16 protein-coding genes are annotated in these 22,615 nt (G+C 62.2%); 11 read left to right on the top strand and 5 right to left on the bottom strand.

Annotation, left to right across the window (positions count from 1 at the left end; genetic code table 11):
* Window positions 1-130: 130 nt before the first annotated feature.
* Genes cobJ through cobG form a run of 4 tightly spaced genes read right to left on the bottom strand, consistent with a single transcriptional unit; the run spans window position 131 to window position 4,464 of the window.
* On the bottom strand, window positions 131-1,768 hold the full coding sequence (cobJ, locus tag QZR30_RS11955; RefSeq protein WP_068966096.1) for a precorrin-3B C(17)-methyltransferase: 1,638 nt from the start codon (window positions 1,766-1,768) through the stop codon (window positions 131-133).
* Window positions 1,768-2,499 carry a precorrin-2 C(20)-methyltransferase gene (locus tag QZR30_RS11950; protein WP_046070708.1) on the bottom strand — a complete coding sequence of 244 codons (732 nt, stop codon included), beginning with the start codon at window positions 2,497-2,499 and terminating at the stop codon, window positions 1,768-1,770. The genes cobJ and QZR30_RS11950 overlap by 1 nt, the downstream gene beginning before the upstream one ends.
* Window positions 2,499-3,125 (bottom strand): precorrin-8X methylmutase, encoded by a 627-nt coding sequence (locus QZR30_RS11945; RefSeq protein WP_046070707.1) that lies wholly within the window; start codon window positions 3,123-3,125, stop codon window positions 2,499-2,501. Before QZR30_RS11945 ends, QZR30_RS11950 begins: the two co-directional genes overlap by 1 nt.
* Window positions 3,118-4,464 carry a precorrin-3B synthase gene (gene cobG / locus QZR30_RS11940; protein ID WP_311903341.1) on the bottom strand — a complete coding sequence of 449 codons (1,347 nt, stop codon included), beginning with the start codon at window positions 4,462-4,464 and terminating at the stop codon, window positions 3,118-3,120. The genes QZR30_RS11945 and cobG overlap by 8 nt, the downstream gene beginning before the upstream one ends.
* Window positions 4,465-4,502: 38 nt before the next feature.
* On the opposite strand from cobG, the gene cbiE reads away from it, so the two are divergent.
* From cbiE to QZR30_RS11885, 11 genes are all read left to right on the top strand, one after another.
* Window positions 4,503-5,708, top strand: coding sequence for a precorrin-6y C5,15-methyltransferase (decarboxylating) subunit CbiE (gene cbiE / locus QZR30_RS11935; protein ID WP_311903340.1), 1,206 nt, complete (start codon window positions 4,503-4,505; stop codon window positions 5,706-5,708).
* The gene (locus QZR30_RS11930) at window positions 5,705-6,424 is read left to right on the top strand and encodes a cobalt-precorrin-6A reductase (RefSeq protein WP_311903339.1); all 720 of its coding nucleotides are present in this window, start codon (window positions 5,705-5,707) and stop codon (window positions 6,422-6,424) included. The genes cbiE and QZR30_RS11930 overlap by 4 nt, the downstream gene beginning before the upstream one ends.
* Before the next feature lie 254 nt (window positions 6,425-6,678).
* Window positions 6,679-7,071, top strand: coding sequence for a DUF2946 domain-containing protein (locus tag QZR30_RS11925; RefSeq protein ID WP_046070703.1), 393 nt, complete (start codon window positions 6,679-6,681; stop codon window positions 7,069-7,071).
* Window positions 7,072-7,118: 47 nt separating this feature from the next.
* The gene (locus QZR30_RS11920) at window positions 7,119-7,601 is read left to right on the top strand and encodes a copper chaperone PCu(A)C (protein WP_046070702.1); all 483 of its coding nucleotides are present in this window, start codon (window positions 7,119-7,121) and stop codon (window positions 7,599-7,601) included.
* 11 nt (window positions 7,602-7,612) lie between these two features.
* On the top strand, window positions 7,613-8,002 hold the full coding sequence (locus tag QZR30_RS11915) for a DUF2946 domain-containing protein (protein ID WP_046070701.1): 390 nt from the start codon (window positions 7,613-7,615) through the stop codon (window positions 8,000-8,002).
* Window positions 8,003-8,096: 94 nt separating this feature from the next.
* The gene (locus tag QZR30_RS11910; RefSeq protein WP_311903338.1) at window positions 8,097-10,157 is read left to right on the top strand and encodes a TonB-dependent copper receptor; all 2,061 of its coding nucleotides are present in this window, start codon (window positions 8,097-8,099) and stop codon (window positions 10,155-10,157) included.
* A gap of 137 nt (window positions 10,158-10,294) precedes the next feature.
* On the top strand, window positions 10,295-11,677 hold the full coding sequence (locus tag QZR30_RS11905; RefSeq protein WP_311903337.1) for a PepSY-associated TM helix domain-containing protein: 1,383 nt from the start codon (window positions 10,295-10,297) through the stop codon (window positions 11,675-11,677).
* A 152-nt stretch (window positions 11,678-11,829) separates the two neighbouring features.
* Window positions 11,830-13,938, top strand: coding sequence for a TonB-dependent receptor (locus tag QZR30_RS11900; RefSeq protein ID WP_311903355.1), 2,109 nt, complete (start codon window positions 11,830-11,832; stop codon window positions 13,936-13,938).
* Window positions 13,939-14,017: 79 nt separating this feature from the next.
* Window positions 14,018-14,806 carry an ABC transporter ATP-binding protein gene (locus QZR30_RS11895; RefSeq protein WP_274357824.1) on the top strand — a complete coding sequence of 263 codons (789 nt, stop codon included), beginning with the start codon at window positions 14,018-14,020 and terminating at the stop codon, window positions 14,804-14,806.
* Window positions 14,803-15,750, top strand: a complete 948-nt coding sequence (locus QZR30_RS11890) for an ABC transporter substrate-binding protein (RefSeq protein WP_274357823.1) — start codon at window positions 14,803-14,805, stop codon at window positions 15,748-15,750. Before QZR30_RS11895 ends, QZR30_RS11890 begins: the two co-directional genes overlap by 4 nt.
* Complete coding sequence (locus QZR30_RS11885) at window positions 15,747-16,757, top strand: FecCD family ABC transporter permease (protein ID WP_046070695.1); 1,011 nt, start codon at window positions 15,747-15,749, stop codon at window positions 16,755-16,757. Before QZR30_RS11890 ends, QZR30_RS11885 begins: the two co-directional genes overlap by 4 nt.
* Window positions 16,758-16,759: 2 nt before the next feature.
* Here the strand turns inward: QZR30_RS11885 and QZR30_RS11880 are convergent, their stop codons facing one another.
* Window positions 16,760-22,576, bottom strand: a complete 5,817-nt coding sequence (locus QZR30_RS11880) for a DUF4329 domain-containing protein (RefSeq protein ID WP_311903336.1) — start codon at window positions 22,574-22,576, stop codon at window positions 16,760-16,762.
* Window positions 22,577-22,615: the final 39 nt, after the last annotated feature.

Below are 22,615 nucleotides of genomic sequence, written 5' to 3'. Positions count from 1 at the left end.
CACCGACCAGCAATGACAGGGCGCGGGCACGGGACTTGCGGTTTTCATCGCATAAAAAAGAAAAAGCTCCGGACAACGCCAGGTAAATCCCTGGGTCATTCGGAGCTTTCCGGCAGCCAATGGAGCGTTTTCAGCTGACGGGTTTTTCGCCGTACCAGCGCGGTGTGTACACCCACTCACCGCCACCGGCACGCGGGAATGTGCAGGTAGTGGACGAGCCGACCAGCACCATGGTGCGCATGTCCACCTGCTCGGGCGTCAATTGCCCCAACGTGGTGACGCGCAGCGTCTGGCCGGGGCGTCCGATGTCGCGGCCCAGCACCACTGGGGTTTGCGGTGTGCGATGCAGCGCGACGATCTCCAGGGCACGCCCCAGTTGCCAGGGCCGCGAGCGCGAGATCGGGTTGTAGAACGCCAGGGCCAGATCAGCCTGGGACGCGAGGTCCAGGCGCTTTTCAATGATCGACCAGGGCTTGAGGTTGTCCGACAGCGACATCACGCAGAAGTCGTGGCCCAGCGGAGCGCCGGCCTGGGCGGCGGTGGCCAGGGAGGCGGAAACCCCCGGCAGGATTTCCAGGTCGACCTGATGCCAGGCCGGGTCGCCGGATTCGTGCAGCGCCTCGATCACCGCAGCGGCCATGGCGAACACGCCCGGGTCGCCGGACGACACCACCACCACTGAACGCCCCTGCGCGGCCAGCTCGAAGGCGTGGCGTGCGCGCTGCATTTCTTCGCGGTTGTCAGTGCAGTGTTGCACCTGATCTTCACGGAACGGCCCGGCCATGCGCACGTAGGTTTCGTAACCCAGCACGTCAGTGCAACGCGCCAGTTCGGCCTTGACCGCCGGCACCATCAGCTCGGCAGCCCCCGGGCCCAGGCCGATCACGGCGAGACGGCCACGGGGGCGCCCCACCTGTGACAGATCCAAGGGCTGCTCGGCCACGGTGATGCTGATATCCGCAACTGGGGTCACCTGCGTAAAACGCAACGGCACACCCAACGCCAACGCTGCCTCATGCAGTGAGCCTTCGGCCATTTGCAGGTCGCTGGCCAACAGGCATGCCAGGGCTTGCACGGCGATTCCCGCTTCATGCAACGCCGTACGCACACGTTCGACCAACTGCTCGCCGGGCTTGCAGGTCACGTAGACATTGCGCGGGTAAATCAGCAGTTCATTGGCCGCCGGGATGCGCTCGGCATTGCCCACGTGAATCGCCAGGCGCGCCTGCTGGTCCTGTGGCAGGTTGGCCTGGTCCAGCCACGGCGCGTCACCTTCGATGCGCACGCTTTCGCCAGCCAGCAGGTCCGAGACAAAGCCCTTGCCCAGTTCAATGTCGGCCAACTGATAACCCGCCGGCGGGTTGAGCAGGCAGGTGCCGAAACGCAGCTCACCACTGGTGGTGATTGCGGCGGATACCCCCAGTGCCGCGGCGATGTCCCGTGCCATTACATTCACGCCACCCAGGCCGCCCAGTAAAGGCACCACAGCGCTGCCATCTTCAGCCACGGCCAGCACGCCGGGCTCCTCGCCTTTTTCCAGCAGCAGAGGGGCCAGGGTACGGATCACAATACCGGCGGCGCACAAGGCAATCAGCGGCGTGCCTTGCTGGTAGAGCTGGCGCAACGTCGCGCCGAACTCGCTGTAAACCTGGTCTGCACCGTCCACCCTTCCAGCCAGACCGTGGATCAACGCGCCTGGGTAAACCTGTTGGATCTTGCGTGCGGTGGCCAAGCTGCCTTGGCCCAGAATCACAATCGCCGGAGTCATCAACCTTGCCACCTTTCACCGGGCACGATGATCAGCGAGAAATACGGCGAAGACGCCGGATCGACCTGATCCAGCGGCACGATCTTCTGGTTGACCATGGTGGCGCGCTCCACATACAGCGCACGCCCGGCCAGGCCCAGTTCTTCCAACACCTGGCGCACCTTCGGGAAGTTACGCCCCAGTTTCATGATCACCGCGGCGTCGGCATCCGCCAGGCGGCGCTTGAGGTCATCATGGGGTAATACGCCCGATAGTACCGACAAGCTCTGGTTGCGATACACCAACGGCGCACCGAGCACCGAGGCGCCCCCGAGCATCGAACACACGCCCGGAATTACCTGGGCTTCGTAGCGCTCGGCGAGGCGATCATGCAGGTACATGTAGGAGCCGTAGAAGAACGGGTCGCCTTCGCAGATCACCGCCACATCGCGGCCCGCATCCAGGTGCGCCGCCACATCAAGGCTGGCATTGTCGTAGAAGTCGCTGATCACTTGTTCATAGGACAGCGGCGCCGGCAGCACTTCGGTGGTCACCGGGTACACCAGCGGCATCAGGGTTTGCTGCGCGACCAGGTGATCTTCGATGATGCCGAAGGCGTTGCCCTTCTTGCCCTTGGCCACGAAGTACGCCACCACTGGCGATTCACGCAGCAGGCGCAGGGCCTTGAGGGTAATCAGTTCCGGGTCGCCGGGGCCTACCCCCAGGCCGATCAAACGTCCGCGTGCCTGCATTATTCGACCTCCGTGGCGAGCGCATTGACTGCCGCTGCGGCCATGGCACTGCCGCCCAAGCGACCCTGCATGATCACGAACGGGACGCCCCGGCTATCCGCCGCCAGCATCGCCTTGGATTCGGCGGCACCGACGAAGCCCACGGGAAAACCCAGGATCAATGCCGGTTTCGGCGCGCCGGCATCCAGCATTTCCAGCAGGTAGAACAACGCGGTCGGCGCGTTGCCGATCACCACCACACTGCCTTCCAGGTGCGGTCGCCACAGTTCCAGGGCGGCGGCGGAGCGGGTGTTGCCCAGTGTGCGTGCCAACTCCGGCACGCTATCGTCACGCAGGGTGCAGATCACCTCGTTATTGGCCGGCAGGCGCGCACGGGTCACGCCTTCGGACACCATCCGCGCATCACACAAAATCGGTGCACCAGCGGCCAATGCATCGCGCCCGGCCTTGCCTGCGCCTGCGGAGAATTGCAGGCCATCGATAGCCTCGACCATGCCGCACGCATGAATCACCCGCACCGCGAGTTTTTCCAAGTCAGCCGGAATGCGCTCCAACTTGGCTTCCGCGCGAATAATGGCGAAGGAGTTGCGATAGATCTCCTGACCGTCGCGGATGTAATCAATCATCGGTGTTGCTCCGTGGGCGAGCGCGCAGCAAGGCGCCCGCCGCTTCAATGGAAAGAGTGCGCGCGTGCAGCCGGCCGAAACCGGGTTGGGCTGCGTCGCGAAAATAGAGGTCGTAGTGGCCGGGACTCACCGCCAGCAATGTGACCGATGCGGTGTGCGCCGCGGCGCAGGAGCGCGGGCAGCCGGACAGATGCACCTCGACGCCGGGTTGCAGGGCCGACAATTGCACCGCATCGACCTTGGTATCGGCCAGGCCTTTGCCGCAGCCGCTGGAACCGGTACAGGCGATCATGCGGGCCAAGGGTTGGTCGATAGAGCAGAGAAAGCCCAACTGCGCCAAGCGTTCGGTCACCGCGACAGGGCGTTCGATATTGGGTAGCAACACCCCTTGCCAGGGCGTGAAACGCAACGTTCCGTCGCCGTACTCGCTGGCCAGCTGCGCGACGCCCTTGAGCATCAACGGATCCAGGCGGCCCAATGGTGCGACGGCCGCGACGTAGAACTGGTTTTTCTGCGCCTGTGGATAACTTCCCAGGTGCAGCAGCGCGCCACTGGCCGGGCGCTGGAAGCCCTCCGCCGGCAGCAGCGGCAGGCCCAGGCGGCTCACTACGTTATCCACAGCCAGATGGCGCATGCGCGTTTGCTCGGGCGTCGCCAGGTCGAGAAAGGCTTCCAGCACCGCCACCACCAAGGCATGGCCCTGGTCCAACGGCACCGCCGCCACGGGCGCATCCAGCCCCGGGCAGCCAGCCAAGCCGAATGCCAACAGCGTCTGGCCATCGCGCACGAACGCCGAAAGCCACAGGTCATGGTGATGTTCAAGCATCGCCAGGGCTTCGCCACCATCGAGCTGTACGGCGAACTTGGCCGACAGTTGATGAAAGCGCGGATGGGTTTGCAGGGTGGCGAGGATCTGCGCGGCCAACGGGCGGGTATCGAACAGCATCAGCGGGTCGATACCGGCGCTGGGACTGAGCATCAGGTTGCGTACGTCGTCACCCGCGGCGTTGCTCGGCCCAAGGTCGGCCGCCAGCAGCATGGCGATCAGGGCTTCCTGTTCGGAGCCGATGCCGCGGATCTGCAGGTTGGCGCGGTTGGTCGCCTCGATCACCCCGCCCGCATAGGCCTGGGCTGCGTCCGCCACGGCATGGGCCTGGGCGGCACTGATCGAACCACCGGCCAATTTGATCCGGCAAATGCCGCCATCCAACGCCTGGACAATACGCAGCAACCCCGGACAAGCCGAGGGGCGCAAGGTATTCACAGCGGGCGTTGGGTTCACGGGGCTACCGGTTGACGGGTAAAGGCGCGGTATTATGCCTGCTTTGTCCGGCGGCATGAAAAGCCTGCCCGTCGGATGTCGTTCAAGGAATTGATATGTCGCCCTGGCTGACGGTTGTAGGCATTGGTGAAGACGGCTTCAAGGGCCTGGGCAGGAATGCCCGGCATGCCCTGTTGCGCGCCTCGCGGATTATAGGCGGGCAGCGTCAATTGGACCTGTTGCCGGTGTGTATCCGTGGCGAGCGCCAATTGTGGCCGAGCCCGTTTTCCCTGGAACCGGTGCTGTCGCGACGTGGCGAGGCTGTGTGCGTGCTGGCCAGCGGCGATCCGATGTTCTATGGCGTGGGCGCCAGCCTGGCGCGGCAGGTGTCGACGCAGGAACTGTTGATCTTGCCCGCGCCGTCTTCGGTGTCGCTGGCGGCGGCGCGTTTGGGCTGGCCGTTGCAGGAGGTGGTGACGTTATCGGTGGTGGCCCGGCCAATCGCGGCGATCAATGCGCATCTGGCCAGTGGTGTGCGTTTGCTGGTGTTGAGCAATGACGGCAGCAGCCCGGCTGCGATTGCGTCGCTATTGCTTGAGGCTGGGTATGGGCCCAGCCGATTGAGCGTGTTTGAACACCTGGGTGGCGAGCACGAACGGCGTATCGACGGGTTGGCGCAGTCGTGGGAGCAGGCTTCGGTGGCCGACTTGAACCTGGTCGCCATCGACTGCCTGGCGGATGCCAACGCACCGCGTCTGTCGCGCCTTGCAGGTTTGCCCGACTCGGCCTTCAAGCACGACGGCCAACTGACCAAACGCGATGTGCGCGCCATGACCCTCGCCCGCCTTGCCCCCATGCCCGGTGAGCTGCTGTGGGATGTGGGTGCGGGCAGCGGTTCCATCGGCATCGAATGGATGCGCGCCCACCCCAGCTGCCGCGCCTTGGCGATTGAAGCGGATGCGGGCCGCCAAAACCTGATCGAACACAACCGCGACGCCCTCGGCGTGCCCGGCCTGCAACTGATTCGCGGCAAGGCCCCGGATGCGTTGCTTGGCCTGGAAGCCCCGGACGCCATCTTCATCGGTGGCGGCGTCACCCGCGACGGCGTGCTCGACACCTGCTGGCAACACCTGCGCCCCGGCGGCCGACTGGTTGCCAATGCCGTGACCCTGCAAAGCGAAATGACCTTGATGAATTGGCGCGCCGAGCATGGCGGCGAGCTGACCCGCATCCATGTAGCCCAGGCGCAGCCATTGGGCGAGTTCGATACCTGGCGCCAGGCGCTGCCGATCACCCTGCTGGAAGTGGTCAAGCCGCTATGAAACGGATTCTGCTGCTCGGTGGCGTAACGGAAGCGCTGGCCATTGCCCGTACCTTGGGGCCAGAGCACATCTACAGCTTGGCCGGCGTGGGCCGTGTGCCGACCGACCTTACCTGCCAGGTGCGTGTCGGCGGCTACGGCGGTCATGAGGGGTTGGCGCAGTTTGTTCGCGATGAACGTATCAGCCTGATCCTCGAAGCCACACATCCGTATGCGGCGCAGATCAGCCGCAACGCTGCCCAGGCGGCACGGTTGTGCGGTGTGCCTTGCTGGGCGTTGCGGCGTCCGGCATGGCAGCCGCAAGTGGGGGATGACTGGCGGGAAGTTTCCGACTGGGCCGGGCTGATCGAGGCGTTGAAACCCTTCAAACGGCCATTGTTCACCCTGGGTCGCGAACCGTTGCAGCATCTCGATGAGATTCCCGCCGAGCAATTCTGGACGCTGCGAGCGCTGGATGTGTATCCGGGCAATGACCGGTGTGAAGTGATCGGCGCACGCGGGCCGTTTCTGATCGAGGACGAGCGCGCACTGTTTGAACGGCGCGCAATTGATGTGCTGATCAGCAAGAACAGCGGCAGCACCGCCACCGAGCCGAAGCTGGAAGTGGCGCGGGAGCGTGGGGTGCCGGTGCTGGTGTTGAAGCGGCCGGTGTTGCCTGCCGTAGATCGAGAGTTCACCACCGTAGCTGCGTCGCTACAGGCAATACACACCCTTTGAGCAACACGGACCTAATGTGGAAGGGGGCTTGCCCCCGATGGCAGTGGTTCAGCCAGCAATTGAGTAGCTGACACGCCGCTATCGGGAGCAAGCCCCCTCCCACATTTGGAATGCATTGCCTTGAAGATCCGGCATCCACTCGATTCCCCGTCTATCCTCAACCCTGCGACACCAAACCACACCGCCCTTTTTTACTTATCACCCTCGATCAGGCTAAATACCCCCTGATCGTTTAACCCTACGGATTATCCGCCATGGCCCGTCAACGCTTTGCAATTGCCTGGATCGCCTGCCTTGCAGTGCTGTTCAATGCGTTTGCCATGCCATTGGCCAGTGCGATGCAGCAGACCGATGACCCGGTCAAGCGCCTGATATGGGGCAGTTTCTGCTCATCCAATGGCGCCAGCCTGAAGACGATTGCCTTGGGCAAGCTGGAGATTCCGGCACCGCCAGACGATCACTCCGCCATGCAGCATTGCTGGTGTTGCTCGGGCTCGGCGCCGTTGGTGGCGCTGCCGGGGCATGTGCCGCAGCTGTATGTGATGCGGTTCGACGCGGTGCAAAGCCTGCCTCCCCCCTCATTGCAGAATCCAACTCCGCGCCAGCAATGGCCAAGTCTTAATCCCCGAGCGTCTCCAACGGCCTGATCTTCTTCGCAAGTGAACTGCGTTTAGAACCGTTCTGGAGAACTGCCATGCTCAAATCTTCCCTGCTTCTGGCTGCGTTGTTGCTGCCAGTGTTTGGTGCTGCCAATGCCGAAGACTACAAGGTCGGCGACCTGAGGGTGAGCGAACCCTGGTCCCAGGAGTTGCCACCCAATGCTCCGACTGTCGCGGCGTACTTTGTGATTCATAACACCGGGGCCACACCGGATCGCCTGCTGAGTGTCGAGACGCCAGTGGCAGACAAAGCCGAGCTGCATGAGCATGTGATGCAAGGCGACCTGATGAAGATGCAGCAAGTGCCCAGCGTGGCCGTACCCGCCAAGGGTGAGCTGACCTTCGCGCCAATGGCCTATCACGTGATGCTGCTGGGCCTTAAAGACCGCAGCCTGTTGACCGATGGCAAGCAATTCCCACTGACCCTGACTTTCGAGAAAGCCGGCAAGGTCGAGGTGGAAGTATCGGTGCAAAAGGCGCCGCCAATGGCTAAACACGAGCACATGCACGCTCAGTAGGCCGCCATTCAATGGGCGCCCCTCGCGCCAGGTTATCTCCACACCGCCGCCTGATGCGCGGCAGCTGGATCAGCCTGTTCGCCATGCTGATGATCTTTATCGGTCCGCTGATTTCCCAAGCGATGCCGATGGATCATCACGCCGGTATGTCCATGGACATGCCCGAGTGCCACGGCGAGCCCAAGCCCAGCAAAGCACCCGACGAGCATCACGTACTCTGGGAAAAGTGCGGCTATTGCAGCCTGCTCTTCAGCTGCCCGGCCCTGCCCGGCAGCGTGTCCTACGTCAGCCTCGGCACCCCGCCGCCGGCCAATGCCCTCACCCCCGCCACCCGCCTGGGACATGCCCGGCAGAGCATCTTCCCCGGCGCCCGCAGCCGCGCGCCACCCATCACTGCGTAAACACTTTCACAGCGTTACTTCACCCCGGCCGACTCTAGAAAGACAGCCGCAGGCTGCTGGCCGTGTTGTTTACGATTGATTGATGGAATTTGTCATGTCCAGGTTTTCTGCTGACACCCGTTTGGGCGCTGCTCCTGTTTTCGCCGTTCTGTGCGGCGCACTGCTTACCCCCTGCGCCCATGCGCACGAACACGAGCTGAGCCCCACGGTAATCACTGCGATCGCCCCCAGCTCGCCACTCACTGTTGTCACCAACCCCAAAGACCCACGCCAACCGGTGCCTGCCAGCGATGGCGGCGACTACCTCAAGACCATCCCCGGCTTCGCCCTGGTACGCAACGGCGGCACCAACGGCGACCCGGTGCTGCGCGGCATGTTCGGCTCGCGCCTGAATATCCTTACCAACGGCAGCATGATGCTTGGCGCCTGCCCGGGGCGGATGGATGCACCCACCTCGTACATTTCGCCGGAAACCTACGACAAGCTGACCGTGATCAAAGGCCCGCAAACCGTGCTCTGGGGCCCGGGTGCGTCAGCCGGCACCATCCTGTTCGACCGTGAGCCGGAGCAATTCGGCGAGCTGGGTACGCGGGTCAACGCCAGTGTGCTGGCGGGCTCCAACGGGCGTTTCGACAAGGTCATCGATGCCGCTGCCGGTGGGCCATTGGGCTACGTGCGGGTGATCGGCAACCAGGCCCATGCCGACGACTACAAGGACGGCAATAACGACACCGTCGCCTCGCGCTACGACAAATGGAACGGCGATGTGGCCGTGGGCTTCACCCCTGACGCCGACACTTTGCTGGAGCTCACTGCTGGCCGTGGCGATGGTGAGGCACGCTACGCCGGCCGCGGCATGGATGGCTCGCAGTTCCTGCGCGAAAGCCTCGGGCTGCGTTTCGAGAAGTCCAATATCGGCGAGGTGCTGGATAAGGTCGAGGCCCAGGTCTACTACAACTATGCCGACCATGTGATGGACAACTACAGCCTGCGCGTCCCCTCGGGCACCGGCATGATGGCAGGTCCCATGGCGTCCAACGTCGACCGCCGCACCCTCGGTGCGCGCATCAAGGCGACCTGGCGCTGGGCCGATGTGCAACTGATCGGCGGCCTGGATGCACAGACCAACGAACACCGTGCACGCAGCAGCATGGGCATCGACACCTATAAGGATCTGCCGCGCAACAAAGACGCCAACTTCCACAACTACGGCGTGTTCGGCGAACTGACCTGGTACGCCGCCGACAATGACCGCCTGATCACCGGCGCGCGCCTGGACCGCGCCTCGGCCAAGGACTTTCGTCAGCGCACTGGCTCGGGGATGATGTCGCGCCCCAATCCGACCGCCGACGACACCCGCGCCGACACCCTGCCATCGGGCTTCGTGCGCTACGAACATGACCTGGCGGACACGCCCACCACGGTCTATGCCGGCCTGGGCCACGCCGAACGCTTCCCGGATTACTGGGAATTGTTTTCCCCCAACACTGGTACGGCCGGCTCGGCGAATGCCTTCGACGGCGTGAAGCCCGAGAAAACCACCCAGCTGGATTTCGGCGCGCAGTACAAAACCGCCGAACTCGAAGCCTGGGCCTCGGGTTATATCGGTCAGGTGCGCGACTTCATTCTGTTCGATTACCGGCCCGGCATGATGGGCACCACCTCCCAGGCGCGCAATGTCGACGCGCGCATCATGGGCGGTGAACTCGGCGCAGCGTACAAACTGACGCGCCACTGGAAAGCCGACGCCAGTCTCGCCTACGCCTGGGGCAAAAACAGCAGCGATGGCAAGCCCCTGCCGCAGATGCCGCCGCTGGATGCACGTTTGGGCTTGACCTACAGCGAAGACAACTGGAGTGCCGGAGCTTTATGGCGCGTGGTGGCGGCGCAAACCCGCATCGACCAGAACAAGGGCAACGTGGTCGGCAAGGACTACGACAAGAGCGGTGGCTTTGGCGTGTTCTCGCTGAACGCCGCATACCGCATCAATAAAAACTTCAAGGTCAGCACGGGCGTCGACAACCTGTTCGGCAAAGCCTACGCCGAGCATTTGAACCTGGCAGGTAATGCCGGCTTCGGCTACCCGGCCAACGACCCGCAGGCCATCAAGGAGCCGGGGCGTACGCTCTGGACCAAGGTGGATATGAGCTTCTAAAAGCATCGAGGGCAAGCCCCCTCCCACCCTCTGATTTGTGAATACAGTCAGATGTGGGAGGGGCGGTGCGACGATTCGACTTGCCCCCGATGGCGGTGTAACTGACACAAAAAAACCAAAGCCTTGCGGAGCCCCTGATGAGCACACCAAAGATCTCCTTCTACAACCTGGCCTGGCGCTGGCACTTCTACGCCGGCCTCTTCGTCGCCCCTTTCATGGCGCTGCTGGCCCTGACCGGCATCATCTACCTGTTCAAGCCCCAGCTCGACCCGCTGATGTACGCCGACCTGCTCAACGTGCCTGCCGCAGAACACGCGTTGAGTGCCGACGAGCTGCTGCAACGGGCCAGGGCCGCTAACCCCCAGGCGGCGATCAGCAAGTACCTGCCCCCGGTCGACGCTAACAGCAGCGCGCAGTTCGTCATGCAAAAAAACGGGCGCGAAGTCACGCTGTTCATCGACCCCTATCGCGGCAACGTACTCGGTGAACAGGACGCCCAATACAACCTGCAAGCCATCGCCCGCGCCCTGCATGGCGAGCTGATGATCGGCACCCTCGGTGACCGCCTGATCGAACTCGCCGCCGGCTGGGGCGTGATGCTCGTGGTTTCCGGCCTGTACCTATGGTGGCCACGCGGCAAGTCATCGGCCGGAGTGCTGTGGCCTCGTTTGCAAAGTCGGGGCCGACTGCTCTGGCGCGACCTGCACGCTGTCGTCGGCTTCTGGGGCGCGGCTTTCTTGCTGGTGATGCTGCTCAGCGGCATGACCTGGACCGGCTTCTGGGGCAAGCAATATGCTGCGCTGTGGAACACTTTTCCGGCGGCGATGTGGGCCGACGTGCCGCAATCCGACCAGCAGGCGCGCATGCTCAACAGCGCCAGCCAACAAACCGTGCCCTGGGCCATGGAAAACACGCCGATGCCGATGTCCGGCGACCACGCCGAACACATGAACCATGGCGCCATGCACTCGGGCCCTGCCGCACCGGCCGTACGCCTGCAACAGGTGGTCGACCTGGCCACCGCACGCAAGGTCGAGCCCGGCTACAGCATCACCTTCCCGACCACCGCCACCGGCGTGTTCACCGTCGCGGTGTTCGCCAACGACCCGCGCAATGACGCCACCCTGCATATCGACCAGTACACCGGCAAGGTCCTCGCCGATGTGCGTTGGCAACACTACAACCTGGTCGCTCGCGCCACCGAGACCGGGGTGATGTTGCATGAAGGCAAGATGTTCGGCTGGGTCAACCAACTGATCGTGCTGCTGATCTGCCTGATGATCCTGCTCAGTGCTGTCAGCGGCGTGGTGATCTGGTGGAAGCGCCGGCCACAGGGCGGGCTGGGTGTGCCGCCACTGCGTCATGACTTGCCTAAGTGGAAGACCGCGATGGTGATCATGCTGGGGTTGGCGATTGTTTTCCCGCTGGTAGGCGTGTCGCTGATTGTGGTGTGGGCGCTGGACCGCCTGATACTTTCGCGGCTGTTCACGCAACGTGAATCGGCCTCAGGTTCGACATGAAGTAGGTGAGATGCCCTCTATAGAGGCGTTATGTAGTCTTACGCGGGCTTTCGCCCACGACGCAGGAAATGTTAACTTATAACACTTTCTGCATACTCCAGCTCGCCGCACCCGGCGGCGAGCACCGCCTCGAAGAAGCGATTGATCGACCGATGAACAACTACCTTGCGAGCGGCCTGTGCCTGCTCGCCCTGCATGCCAACGCCCAAGCCCTGACCCTGCCCGCCAGCCCCATCACCGCGCCGGCGGTGGATGACGAACGTGTCGACCTGAACACGCCAACCACCACCGGATCGCGCCTGAACCTGACGGCACTGCAAACCCCCGGCAGCGTGGAAAGCCAGACCGGCGCGCAGATCCGCGAACGGGGCGATGCCAGCGTGCAGGACGCCATTTCCCGCGCCACCGGCATCAGCCGCACCGGCACGCCTGGGGATGGCGGCACCTCGCTGCAAGCCCGTGGTTTTACCGGCCAGAGCTCGGTGATGCAGCTGTACGACGGCAACCGCATGTACACCGGCATGGGCACCTCGACCTTTCCAGTGGACACCTGGGCAGTGGAACGGGTGGACGTACTGCGCGGCCCGGCCTCGGTGTTGTACGGCGAAGGCGCTACCGGCGCGGTGGTCAATACGATCTCGAAAAAACCCTTCGCAGGCGAGATCGAAAACCATATCCGCCTCGGCTACGGCAGTTACGACCGCCAGCAGCAGGCCCTTGACAGCGGCGGTTCGCTGACCGACACCTTAAGCTACCGCCTGAACCTCAACCGCCTGCGCAGCAACGGTTTTATCGACCGTGGCGAGTCCAGCAGCGACTTCATCAGCGGCGCCCTGCGCTGGCAGCCAGCCGACAACCTGAGTTTCACCCTGGCCAGCGACTACGGCGACCAGCGCCCGCAAAACTACTTCGGCACGCCACTGATCAATGGCCAGTTGCACAAGGGCCTGCGCGACAAGAACTACAACGTCAGCAACGACACCCAGCACTACAACGATCAATGGACGCGCCTGACCAGCGAGTGGCAACTGAGCGATAACCTCAGCGCCACCAACGAGCTGTACTACCTGAAAAACCAGCGTCGCTGGCAGAACGCCGAGAACTACAACTTCGCCAACGGCCAGTTGACCCGCAGCGGCAACTTCGGCATCAAGCACAATCAGGAACAGGTGGGTGATCGACAGACCTTCACCTTCAAGCACAGCCTATTCGGCCTCGACAGCCAGACTGTGGCGGGCGTGGAATACAACCGCATCCGCTTCCGCCTGGCGAGCAATACGCCGTTCAATGACGTGTTGGAAAACGGCCAGCCCATCGACCTGCATCACCCCACGCCTGCGCCGTTTGCCAGCCAGGACCCGTTCAAACCGGTGTTCGCCACCACTACCAAGACGGTCGCCGGCTTTGCGGAAAACCGCCTGCAGCTCACGGATAAACTCGCGCTGATCACCGGCATCCGCCGCGACTACGCACACATCGACCGCGACGACCTGCGTACCGGCAGCCAATCCGACAAGACCCTCACCGGCAATAACTGGAAAGCCGGCCTGGTCTACGCCATCACCCCGAATACCTCGGTCTACGGCCAGTACGCCACCAGCACCGATGGCGTCGGCGGGTTGATTTCCCTGAGCCAGAGCCAGCAGCAGTTTGACCTGTCCACTGCCAGGCAGACCGAGATCGGTATCAAACAAGCGTTCTGGGACGCACGCGGTGAATGGACCCTGGCGGCTTACCACATCGTCAAGAAGAAACTGCTGACTGACGTGCCGGGCGAGCCGAACGTCAAGCAGCAAGTTGGTCAACAATCCTCCGACGGCCTGGAAGCCAGCCTCGACCTGCAACTGCCCGGCGCCTGGCAACTGCAAGCCAACGCCGCCATCGTGCGGGCGCAGTATGACGACTTCGAGCAGGACGTCGGCGGTGTGCCGGTTTCCCGTGATGGCAATCGCCCGGTGGACGTGCCGCGCCGCACCGCCAACCTGTGGCTGAGCAAGGCCGTGACAGACAACGTTCGTGCCGGTGCCGGTGTACGTTACGTCGACGCGCGCTATGCCGACATGGCCAACCAGAATGAACTGCCGAGCTACACAGTGGTGGATGCCACGCTGTCGTGGAAGGCCATGCGCAATACCACCTTGGGCCTGCAACTCAATAACTTGTTCGATCGCACGTATGCGGCCAGCCAGTACAACGATGGGCAGCAGTGGATCCTGGGTGAACCGCGCTCGTTCTTCGTCACTGCTGACTACACCTTCTGACTGAATAAAACACAAACCCCATGTGGAAGGGGGCAAGCCCCCTCCCACATGTTGATCTATGTTGGACTTGAGAATACTGATGACCTCACTCACCCTCAGCGAACTTGGCTGGACCCCTCCCGGTCACGACCACTGCCATCACCAGTTCCAACTGCGTGACGCTAGCTTGCGCGTCGCTGCCGGGGAGTTTGTCGGGCTGATCGGGCCCAACGGCAGTGGCAAGACCAGCCTGCTGCGCTGCGCCTACCGGTTCACCCGGCCGGAGCATGGCGATGTGTCGCTTGAACACCAGAACGTCTGGAAGCAAAGCGCAAAGTGGTGCGCACAACGTATCGCCGTAGTGCTGCAGGAATTTCCTGACGCCTTCGGCTTGCGGGTGGATGAAGTGGTCGCCATGGGCCGCACGCCCCACAAGGGGTTGTTTGACAGCGACACGTTGCACGACGGGCAACTGATCCGGCACGCGCTGGAATCGGTCGGCATGCTGGATTTCGCAGACCATGCCTTCGTCACCCTCTCGGGCGGCGAAAAACAGCGCGTCATCCTCGCCCGCGCCCTGGCCCAGCAACCCCAACTGTTGATCCTGGATGAACCCACCAACCACCTCGACCCACGCTACCAGCTGGAGCTGTTAAAACTCGTCAAGCGCCTGGACATCGGCACCCTGGCGAGCATCCACGACCTGAACCTGGCGGCGGCCTTCTGTGATCGTCTATACGTGATCAACCACGGGCGCATCGTCGCCGCCGGCACGCCCCACGACGTGCTGACCAGCGCCTTGCTGCGCGAGGTGTTTGGCGTCGAAGCCTTGATCGACACTCACCCCTTGGCCGGCTACCCCCGAATCACCTGGATAACCCAACCATGATCTTGCGCGCCCTGCTGTCGCTCACCCTGCTGTTCGCCACTGCCCCAGCGTTCGCCGAAGCCACCCGTTACCCGCTGACCATCCAGAGCTGCAACCGCAACGTGACCTTCCAGCAAGCCCCGCAACATGCGGTCAGTCACGACATCAACATGACCCAGATGATGCTCGCCCTGGGGCTCAAGCCACGCATGGCCGGCTACAGCGGCGTCAGCGGGTGGAAGTCGGTGCCACCGGAAATGGCAGCCATACTCGACGGCCTGCCGGAACTGGCAAGCAAGTACCCGTCGGTGGAAACCCTGCTCGACGCCAACGTGGATTTCTTCTTCGCCGGCTGGGACTACGGCATGCGCGTGGGTGGCGATCTCACGCCGCACACCCTGCAACCCTTGGGCATCAATGTGTATGAGCTGACCGAGTCATGCGCGTTCGTGATGAAGCGCCCGGCTGCGAGCCTGGACGATACCTATAACGATCTGCGCAACCTGGGCAGGATTTTCGACGTGCAGGAGCGCGCCAATGCCTTGATCGCGCAGATGCAGGCACAGGTGGCACAGGTGCAAAAAAACCTTCCCGCCGATAAGCCACGGGTGTTCCTGTATGACAGCGGCGAAGACCGCGCCATGACCTCGGGCCGCCTGGGCATGCCACAAGCGCTGATCGACGCCGCTGGCGGGCGCAACATCCTCGATGACATCGACGCCAGCTGGACCCGGGTCAACTGGGAAACCGTGGTGGAGCGCAACCCGCAGGTGATCGTGATCGTCGACTACAGCCAAATCACTGCCGAGCAGAAAAAGCAGTTCCTGCTGAACAACCCGGCCCTGCAAGCGGTGGACGCGATCAAACACCAGCGCTTTATCGTGATCCCCTACGTGCAGGCCACGCCAGGTATCGACAATGTGCTGGCGGTCAAAGCTCTGGCCAAGGGGTTCCACGGCGAATGATTACCCGTCGCTACCTGCTGTTATTGGGCGCCCTTGGCGCGTTGTTGCTGGTCTCCTGCGTAGTCTCTCTGGGGTTCGGCTCGGCGCGGGTTCCGGTGGACATGGTGTGGCGGATTCTGCTGAACAAGGCGTTCGGTATGGGTGCCGTAGACTGGAGCATGGGCCAGGAACATATCGTGTGGCTGATTCGTGTGCCGCGCATGCTGCTGGGGGCGCTGGTGGGCGCCGGGCTGGCGTTGATCGGCGCGGTGTTGCAGGCGGTCACGCGCAACCCGCTGGCCGACCCGCACCTGCTCGGCGTGACCTCCGGCGCCACCCTCGGCGCGGTGATCGTGGTGCTGCATGTGGGTGAGATCATCGGCCTGTTGACCTTGCCCATTGCCGCGTTCGTCGGTGCACTGCTGAGCATGTTGGTGGTGCTGGCGGTGGCCAGTCGCAACGGCCGACTGGACAGTGATCGCCTGCTGTTGTGCGGTGTAGCGGTGTCGTTTGTGATGATGGCGATGGCCAACCTGCTGCTGTTCATGGGCGACCACCGCGCCGCCTCGGCGGTGATGTTCTGGATGCTCGGCGGCCTGGGTCTGGCACGCTGGGAATTGCTGTCGATTCCCGCCGCCACGGTAGTCATGGGGCTGGCCCTGCTGCTGGGTATGGCCCGCCCGCTCAATGCCTTGATGGCTGGCGAACAGACCGCCGTGACCCTGGGCCTGAACGCACGCAACGTGCGGCTCAAGGTGTTCCTGATCGCGTCGCTGATGACCGGCGTACTGGTATCGATCAGCGGCTCCATCGGCTTTGTCGGCCTGATGGTGCCGCACATCGCCCGGCGCCTGGTGGGTGCCGAGCATCGGCGCTTGCTACCCGTGTGTGTACTGCTGGGCAGTGTGTTCCTGGTGTGGGTCGACGTCGCGGCACGCACCCTGATCGCCCCTGAAGACCTGCCGATTGGCGTGGCGACGGCAGCGATCGGCGGGCTGTTTTTTATCGGTCTGATGCGCAGGCGCTGAAATCAGAGCTCATCTTTTTCCCGTGCATACCAGAACTCGTCGATTTGTGACTCTACCCGCTCCTCGTTAACGCTCCAGTGCTCACCCAGCACGCCCGCCCGCGACCAGAAAAAATCGGTGACCAGCACAGAGAGACTGCCTTGGGCCCTCAGCCGACTGATCAGCACTTTCGGGTCCGGCGGTAAACCCGGGCTGAGCAGCGTGGTTTCAGCTTGGGTAAAGGCCGGTACATATTTGAGCAAAGCACCGCCCCGGCAGGAGAGATAACAACTCTTGGCATCGGGAACATTATTCTTGATCACCGACACAGCGTTGCGCAGGTCGTCCTTGGAAACGAAGTTTTGCAAAAGCGCTTGGTCTATCTGTTCAAAGCTGGAAGCTGAACGGATGGACTGATAGAAGAACTGCACAGCGGCAATCTTGTAGGTGCTCAGTACATTGGCCACAGGTACTTCCAACCCGGCATGAGCGCCGCGGAATAACCGCACCAGGGTCGTTATACCGCCTGCATCCTGGTCCTCCACCGGATCGATCGCCACATACCCCTGCGTACTCTCCGGCGTCAATACCGCGCCCAGGTACTGCTTGGCCTTGAACGGTGCCACCAAGCTCTGGGCATAACGGGCAGCGTCATCGGGGTAAAGAAACAGCGGCCCGCAAAACGAATGAAAATAGGGGGCATCGGCAAACACATGGGGGGCTTTCTTCGGTTCCCAATCGCCAGTGACCCGCTCTGCCTTGCCCCAGATTTCACTGGTGACTCGGATATCCAGCTCTCCGGCACTCGCCAGGCGGCGCACGTAATCGCGCACTTTGAGAGTACCTTCAAGCAGCTTCGTGCGATCCAGATGTGCCTCACCGGTCACCGGATACAATGGCGCACTTTTGGGAAACACATACTTGAGCAACGCACCGTCACCACACAACAAATAAAGCGGCAAAATATTACCGTTGCGTGCATAAGTGAGGAAGTTGAGCGCGCTGGCGATGCGATGGGGTGGGAAGAAACTGTGCGCCATTTCATCATCCGCAGGGGCGATGGCAACGTTGGAAGCGTAAAGATACAGGCCATCAATCACATAGCCCTGAGGCAATTTCCCGTCGACAAATACCTGCCTGAAGTCGGCAAAGTTTTCTCGAACCAGCGCCAAGGTTGTCATGTACAGCGGCTTGTTCACTGACTTCAGTACGTAACCGAACGCCACGTCTGTGTGCGGTTTGCCCAAACGCTGGGCGTAACGGACAGCATCGTACGCCTGGGTGAAGAGGGGACCGCAGGGCGGATCGAGGAACACCGCGCGAATATCCCTGGCGTTGACTTGAAGTTGATTCGGTAAAAATCTCGCCATGATCGTTCTTGGCGGCCCCCATACCCGATCCCCCTCTACCACACGCAATTGACCAGCCTTTGCCACCTCAGTCACAAAGTCCTGCGGCAAGAGTGCCCCGCTGCGTATTTGCTGTTCGATGAGGTTATCGCCGTAATCCGCCCTCACCGGATTCAGGGGTGCCAGACGCTGCATGAGTAACGACTCCTCGGCGGCGCTGGACAGTTGGTAACTGAGGATCGAGCCCCTTGCGCCGAATACGTACTCCCGGTTGAGATGGCGCTCACGGTGCAAGAAGGATCCCAGCACTGCACTCGGTATCATGGTTTGGTAGATGGCTTTTTGAGTCGCGGACAGCAGCAGCGGTAACTCCTGGTCCACCAGGGACCGATACCGCGCCACAATCGTACTGCCTCCCGGATACAACCCCGCCGCGACCGCCTGCCCAGGGTAGATCCAATTCAGCGCAAACCCCTGGGGCGGCAGCGCCAGGGGTTCCGTCGCTGCGAACAGCCCATTGACCAGCCTGAGGACCACGCCGCCATAAGCCCGACGATAGCCATTATCGAGCCTCGCCGCAGCGTGGCGGGCCGCATCATCGGCATTGGCGAAGGAGGGGCTCAAACGCCGCGGCATCAAAGTTTCGTAACCGCTCCATGTGATGGAGACCAAGCCTTTTTTATCCCAATACTGACTGGTACGCACCACATCAAGCATGCCTTTGAGCGCCCACTCCCTGAGGAAATCCAGGGGGAGCTTGCGACCTGAGTTCAACAGTTCCTGCGCCTGGGTCAATAACGTATCTGCCGGGCCGCCGCTGCTTACATCAAGGGGCGCGGGCACATACCGCAACAACGCACCATCAAGAGTCGAAAAATACATCGACGGTTTTTTCGCACCCGCTCGATCAGCGGCATAGAGCGCGCTATACAGCACATCCGGCGTGACAAAAAACAGCGTCAGCCATGCGTTCGACGTGTTCAACCCGGAAGGCGACCACTGCTGCGAGCGAAACAGCCCGTGCACTTCAAACCCGTCGGGCAGCCGATAGCCGCCGCCATCCTTGAGCTCAAACAAGCGATTGAGATTGAACAGCTTGGTCTGAGCGGCGACACCCACGACCTCACTCGCAATGTACTGTTCCTGGTCCTTGTGCTTGAGGATGAACGCAAAGCAGGCCGAATAGGCGAAATTGCGCCCGTGCACGCGCCCATGCAGGTTGCGCGCGGCCTCATCGGCGCTGGCAAACACCGCACCGTAGGTGACGTAGTCAGGTGGGCCCGATCGAGGGGCGTAGGTATAGTTGGGCGTCCAGTCGTTGTAGACCACCGAGCGCGGCCCCCACAACGCATTGCCTTGAATAATCCTGAAGTCTCCCGCCTCGGCCAGGCGCCAGACCCAATCGGCAGGTTTGATACGCCCACTGTCGAGGCGTTTACCGAGGCTGTCTTCACCGGCCTGCGGGCTGAGGTTGGCCAACAGCAACATTTCCTGGGACGAGTTGTTCGGGGTGTATTCCAACAGACAGTCCTGCGCCCCCGACAGATACGCGGGCCGGCCAGCCGGGATGATCGAGTAGATTTCGGCAGTGCTGAACACTTGCTGGTTGATCTGCGCTTCATCGCGAGTCCAGCCGCGCTGTGCCACCGCCACCGGGTCAGCCATAGACAGCGCCAGGTGCGAGCCGTAGCGCGCATACAGCACATAGGGTTCCGGTGGGATCAACGGCCCGGCGTGGCCCAGAGGAAAAAACAACGTAAAGGCAAAGGGGTTGGCGGCGCTGGCGATGGGTTCGGTAATGACAAAACGTCCGTCTTCCCCCTTGAGCACATAACCACCGTAGTAGCGATCACGCCAGTTACCAATTTGCTCATGGGCATACACTGCCGCATCCCGTGCCGAGAGAAACGAGCGACTCAAGGTCGCCGTGTAGAACGACGTCAACAGGTCGGAGCGGTTATCCACACTGCCCACCTTGCGCCACAAGCCACCGGCCTGCACCACCGACAGTTCGGTTGCCGCAATGACCCTGCGCACATAGTCGCGCGGGCTCAGGGTGCCGCTGAGCAGCGCGGCCTGTGCACCGTTGTCGTTCAACTCGCCACCGCTGCCCTGCCGGACCAACTCACTGGCGGGTGTGGCCTCGGGCACCTTGAATGCCAGCAGGGCACCGTCCGAGGCTTGCATATACAGGGACAATCCACGGCCCGTGTTCTGTAACTCCAGGGTCGCCCGCGCCTGACGGGTCGCCGCCACCACCTGCGCCGGTGTAAAGAAAGTACTGGCCAGCCACTTTTCCCGCGCCGCGACTTCATGGGTCTCGTAAAAACTGGTGAAGTAGATGGCCTCCAGCCGGTAGTGGGAAGGCAATCGAAGTTTGCCGTCGGGGCCTTTAGGAAACACCCCGTCGAGCGAGAACAGCGGGTGACGCTTGGGCAACGCCAAGGTCGCAACGTAGGCCTCCTCACGGCTGTGCTTGAGCACGAACCCTACCTTGGTGCCTTGGTCGGTCGCACCGGAGAGCAACAGTGCACGCAACACGGCCGCTTCAGGGGTTGGAAACACCGCGGTGAAAAACGGCAGTTGTTGCCCGGTCATCGCCGCCGTCCTGATCCGCCAGCCGTGGTTGATGCGGCCGCGAACGCCGCCCCACACAGGGTTCGCGATCACCACCCAGAGTTCGCCGGCCTCGGCCAGTTTCCAGATCAGATGTTCGAAATCGCTGCTGGGCTCAAGCGTCCCATCACGCAACTGCTGCTCCAGTTTTTTTTCCGTCGCAGAACCGCTGCTGACATATTTGAGCAACACGTTATCCGGCCCGGAAAAATAGTGAGTCTTGGCGAACGCCCGCTGCCTGAAGCTGAAGAGTTGGTCCGCCACCGAATAGTAGTTGTTGAACAGCTGCACCTGGTCAGCCGTGAAGCTGGGAAACATACCCTGGATTTGCGCGGCATCGGCAGGATGGGAATGGTAGAAGGCCTCGGCGACATAATCGTCAGGGGCGATGAAGTGGCCTTCATCGTCCTTGGCCAACACTAGCCCATGATCAAAGCTGTTGCGTTGGTCCGCCACAGGATCGGTAGCGTAATAGCGGTCGCCGCGCTTGAGAATGACGCCGCCATACTCGACATCGCGACGCTGGCCGATAGCTGCGTGTGCCCAGCGAGCGGCGTCGTCGGCACTGATAAAGGCCGGGCTCAGGCTTGGTGGCGGCGTTTCAGCAGCCAGGGGCTCAACAGCGAACCGTCCCGCCCGTTTCCATACTGTCCCGGCTTGCACCACGGTCAACTCACCCAACCTGGCAATTTTCTCGACAAACTGGGCAGGGGTAAACCTGGCCTCTTTCATTCGCGTTTCAACCACGTCCCCGGCATCAGAAAGGAACTGGGCTTCTGCCTCAGAACCGGAAAAGGTGTAGGACAATAACGCGTCATCGGCACTTCGCAACATCAGCGTCAGACGCCGGTGCGAGTCGTACAACGCAGGGTCGGCACGCCACTGGGCAAGGGTGGCAGCCAACAGTGAGGGGGTGAAAAAATACCGATGCTGCCACGTTTCTTTCGGCTGTATCCGACAATAAACCCTATCAATCCGAAAGTTGGACGGCAGGCGTACGCGGCCCTCGGCGCGTTTCATAAACAACGCTTCGGGTGCCACGAGACGTTGCTGTTCCCAGGCGGGAACAGGGGCGATGTATTCGTCCTTGCCGATGGCCTTGAGTACATACCCGAACACGGGCTGGGCCGACGCGGCGGTATTCACCGGCAGCAGCTTTTCCAGGTCCCGACCTGGGAATACCGACGTAAACAACGGGTGCAGTGCCTGCCCCCCGACCAAACGGTCCCCCATGCGCCAGTCTTTGTCGACACGCCCGCGTACACCGCCCCAAACGGCGTTGGCCACCAGGACTGAAAACTCGCCCGCTTCGGCCAACTGTGGGATGACGTCTTCGTGCACATCCATATCCCTGGGGTCGCCATCGTCCAAGCGCTTTAAAAACGCCAGCTCCTTGGGCGAACCACTGGCCACGTACTTGAGCAGCGAGCCTTCGGGCCCGGACAAATAATGGGTGCCGGCGATGTGACGAAAGCCAATCATGACTTTCATGTCGGGAGGCGAAAAAAACCCGAGCAGGAGCGTGCGCTCATCAGCGGTAAAGTGCGTGCCCTCATACGCCGCGTAATCAAGCGGATGGGAATGATAGATTGCCGTGCACGTATAACCCGGCGGCAAGATAAGCGTGCCGTCATCCGCCGTATCGAAGACCTCGTTCAGGGTAAATGACGAGGTCTTACCCGGCTGTGGTGTGGTCGCGAAATAACGGTTCTTGTGCTTGAGAATCACCCCGCCATATTCTCTGTCGCGCTGACGGCCTATTTGCTCATGCACCCAGTACGCGGCGTCGTCGGCACTGATAAAAGCTGCGCTGAGAGAGGTAAGCGTCGGCGGCGGCGGTGCCGGTGGATCAGCTGATTGCGTGCTATCCGTCATGGCGGATCTCCCTGAAAACGGTTGAATGAAAGCTGGAAA

Origin of the sequence: Pseudomonas sp. rhizo25 (assembly GCF_031931935.1) — a bacterium.
Taxonomy (GTDB): Bacteria; Pseudomonadota; Gammaproteobacteria; order Pseudomonadales; family Pseudomonadaceae; genus Aquipseudomonas; species Aquipseudomonas synxantha.
Note: the sequence above shows the minus strand (reverse complement) of the source record. Positions and strands in the feature narration are given on the sequence as shown.

Excerpts from the sequence above, each read along its gene's own strand:
- QZR30_RS11945 (WP_046070707.1), bottom strand. The coding sequence starts at position 3,125 with ATGATTGATTACATCCGCGACGGTCAGGAGATCTATCGCAACTCCTTC.
- QZR30_RS11900 (WP_311903355.1), top strand. The coding sequence starts at position 11,830 with ATGAACAACTACCTTGCGAGCGGCCTGTGCCTGCTCGCCCTGCATGCC.
- QZR30_RS11920 (WP_046070702.1), top strand. The coding sequence starts at position 7,119 with ATGCTCAAATCTTCCCTGCTTCTGGCTGCGTTGTTGCTGCCAGTGTTT.
- QZR30_RS11885 (WP_046070695.1), top strand. The coding sequence starts at position 15,747 with ATGATTACCCGTCGCTACCTGCTGTTATTGGGCGCCCTTGGCGCGTTG.
- QZR30_RS11895 (WP_274357824.1), top strand. The coding sequence starts at position 14,018 with ATGACCTCACTCACCCTCAGCGAACTTGGCTGGACCCCTCCCGGTCAC.
- cbiE (WP_311903340.1), top strand. The coding sequence starts at position 4,503 with ATGTCGCCCTGGCTGACGGTTGTAGGCATTGGTGAAGACGGCTTCAAG.
- QZR30_RS11890 (WP_274357823.1), top strand. The coding sequence starts at position 14,803 with ATGATCTTGCGCGCCCTGCTGTCGCTCACCCTGCTGTTCGCCACTGCC.
- QZR30_RS11950 (WP_046070708.1), bottom strand. The coding sequence starts at position 2,499 with ATGCAGGCACGCGGACGTTTGATCGGCCTGGGGGTAGGCCCCGGCGAC.
- QZR30_RS11910 (WP_311903338.1), top strand. The coding sequence starts at position 8,097 with ATGTCCAGGTTTTCTGCTGACACCCGTTTGGGCGCTGCTCCTGTTTTC.
- cobJ (WP_068966096.1), bottom strand. The coding sequence starts at position 1,768 with ATGACTCCGGCGATTGTGATTCTGGGCCAAGGCAGCTTGGCCACCGCA.
- QZR30_RS11915 (WP_046070701.1), top strand. The coding sequence starts at position 7,613 with ATGGGCGCCCCTCGCGCCAGGTTATCTCCACACCGCCGCCTGATGCGC.
- QZR30_RS11925 (WP_046070703.1), top strand. The coding sequence starts at position 6,679 with ATGGCCCGTCAACGCTTTGCAATTGCCTGGATCGCCTGCCTTGCAGTG.
- QZR30_RS11880 (WP_311903336.1), bottom strand. The coding sequence starts at position 22,576 with ATGACGGATAGCACGCAATCAGCTGATCCACCGGCACCGCCGCCGCCG.
- QZR30_RS11905 (WP_311903337.1), top strand. The coding sequence starts at position 10,295 with ATGAGCACACCAAAGATCTCCTTCTACAACCTGGCCTGGCGCTGGCAC.
- QZR30_RS11930 (WP_311903339.1), top strand. The coding sequence starts at position 5,705 with ATGAAACGGATTCTGCTGCTCGGTGGCGTAACGGAAGCGCTGGCCATT.
- cobG (WP_311903341.1), bottom strand. The coding sequence starts at position 4,464 with ATGCCGCCGGACAAAGCAGGCATAATACCGCGCCTTTACCCGTCAACC.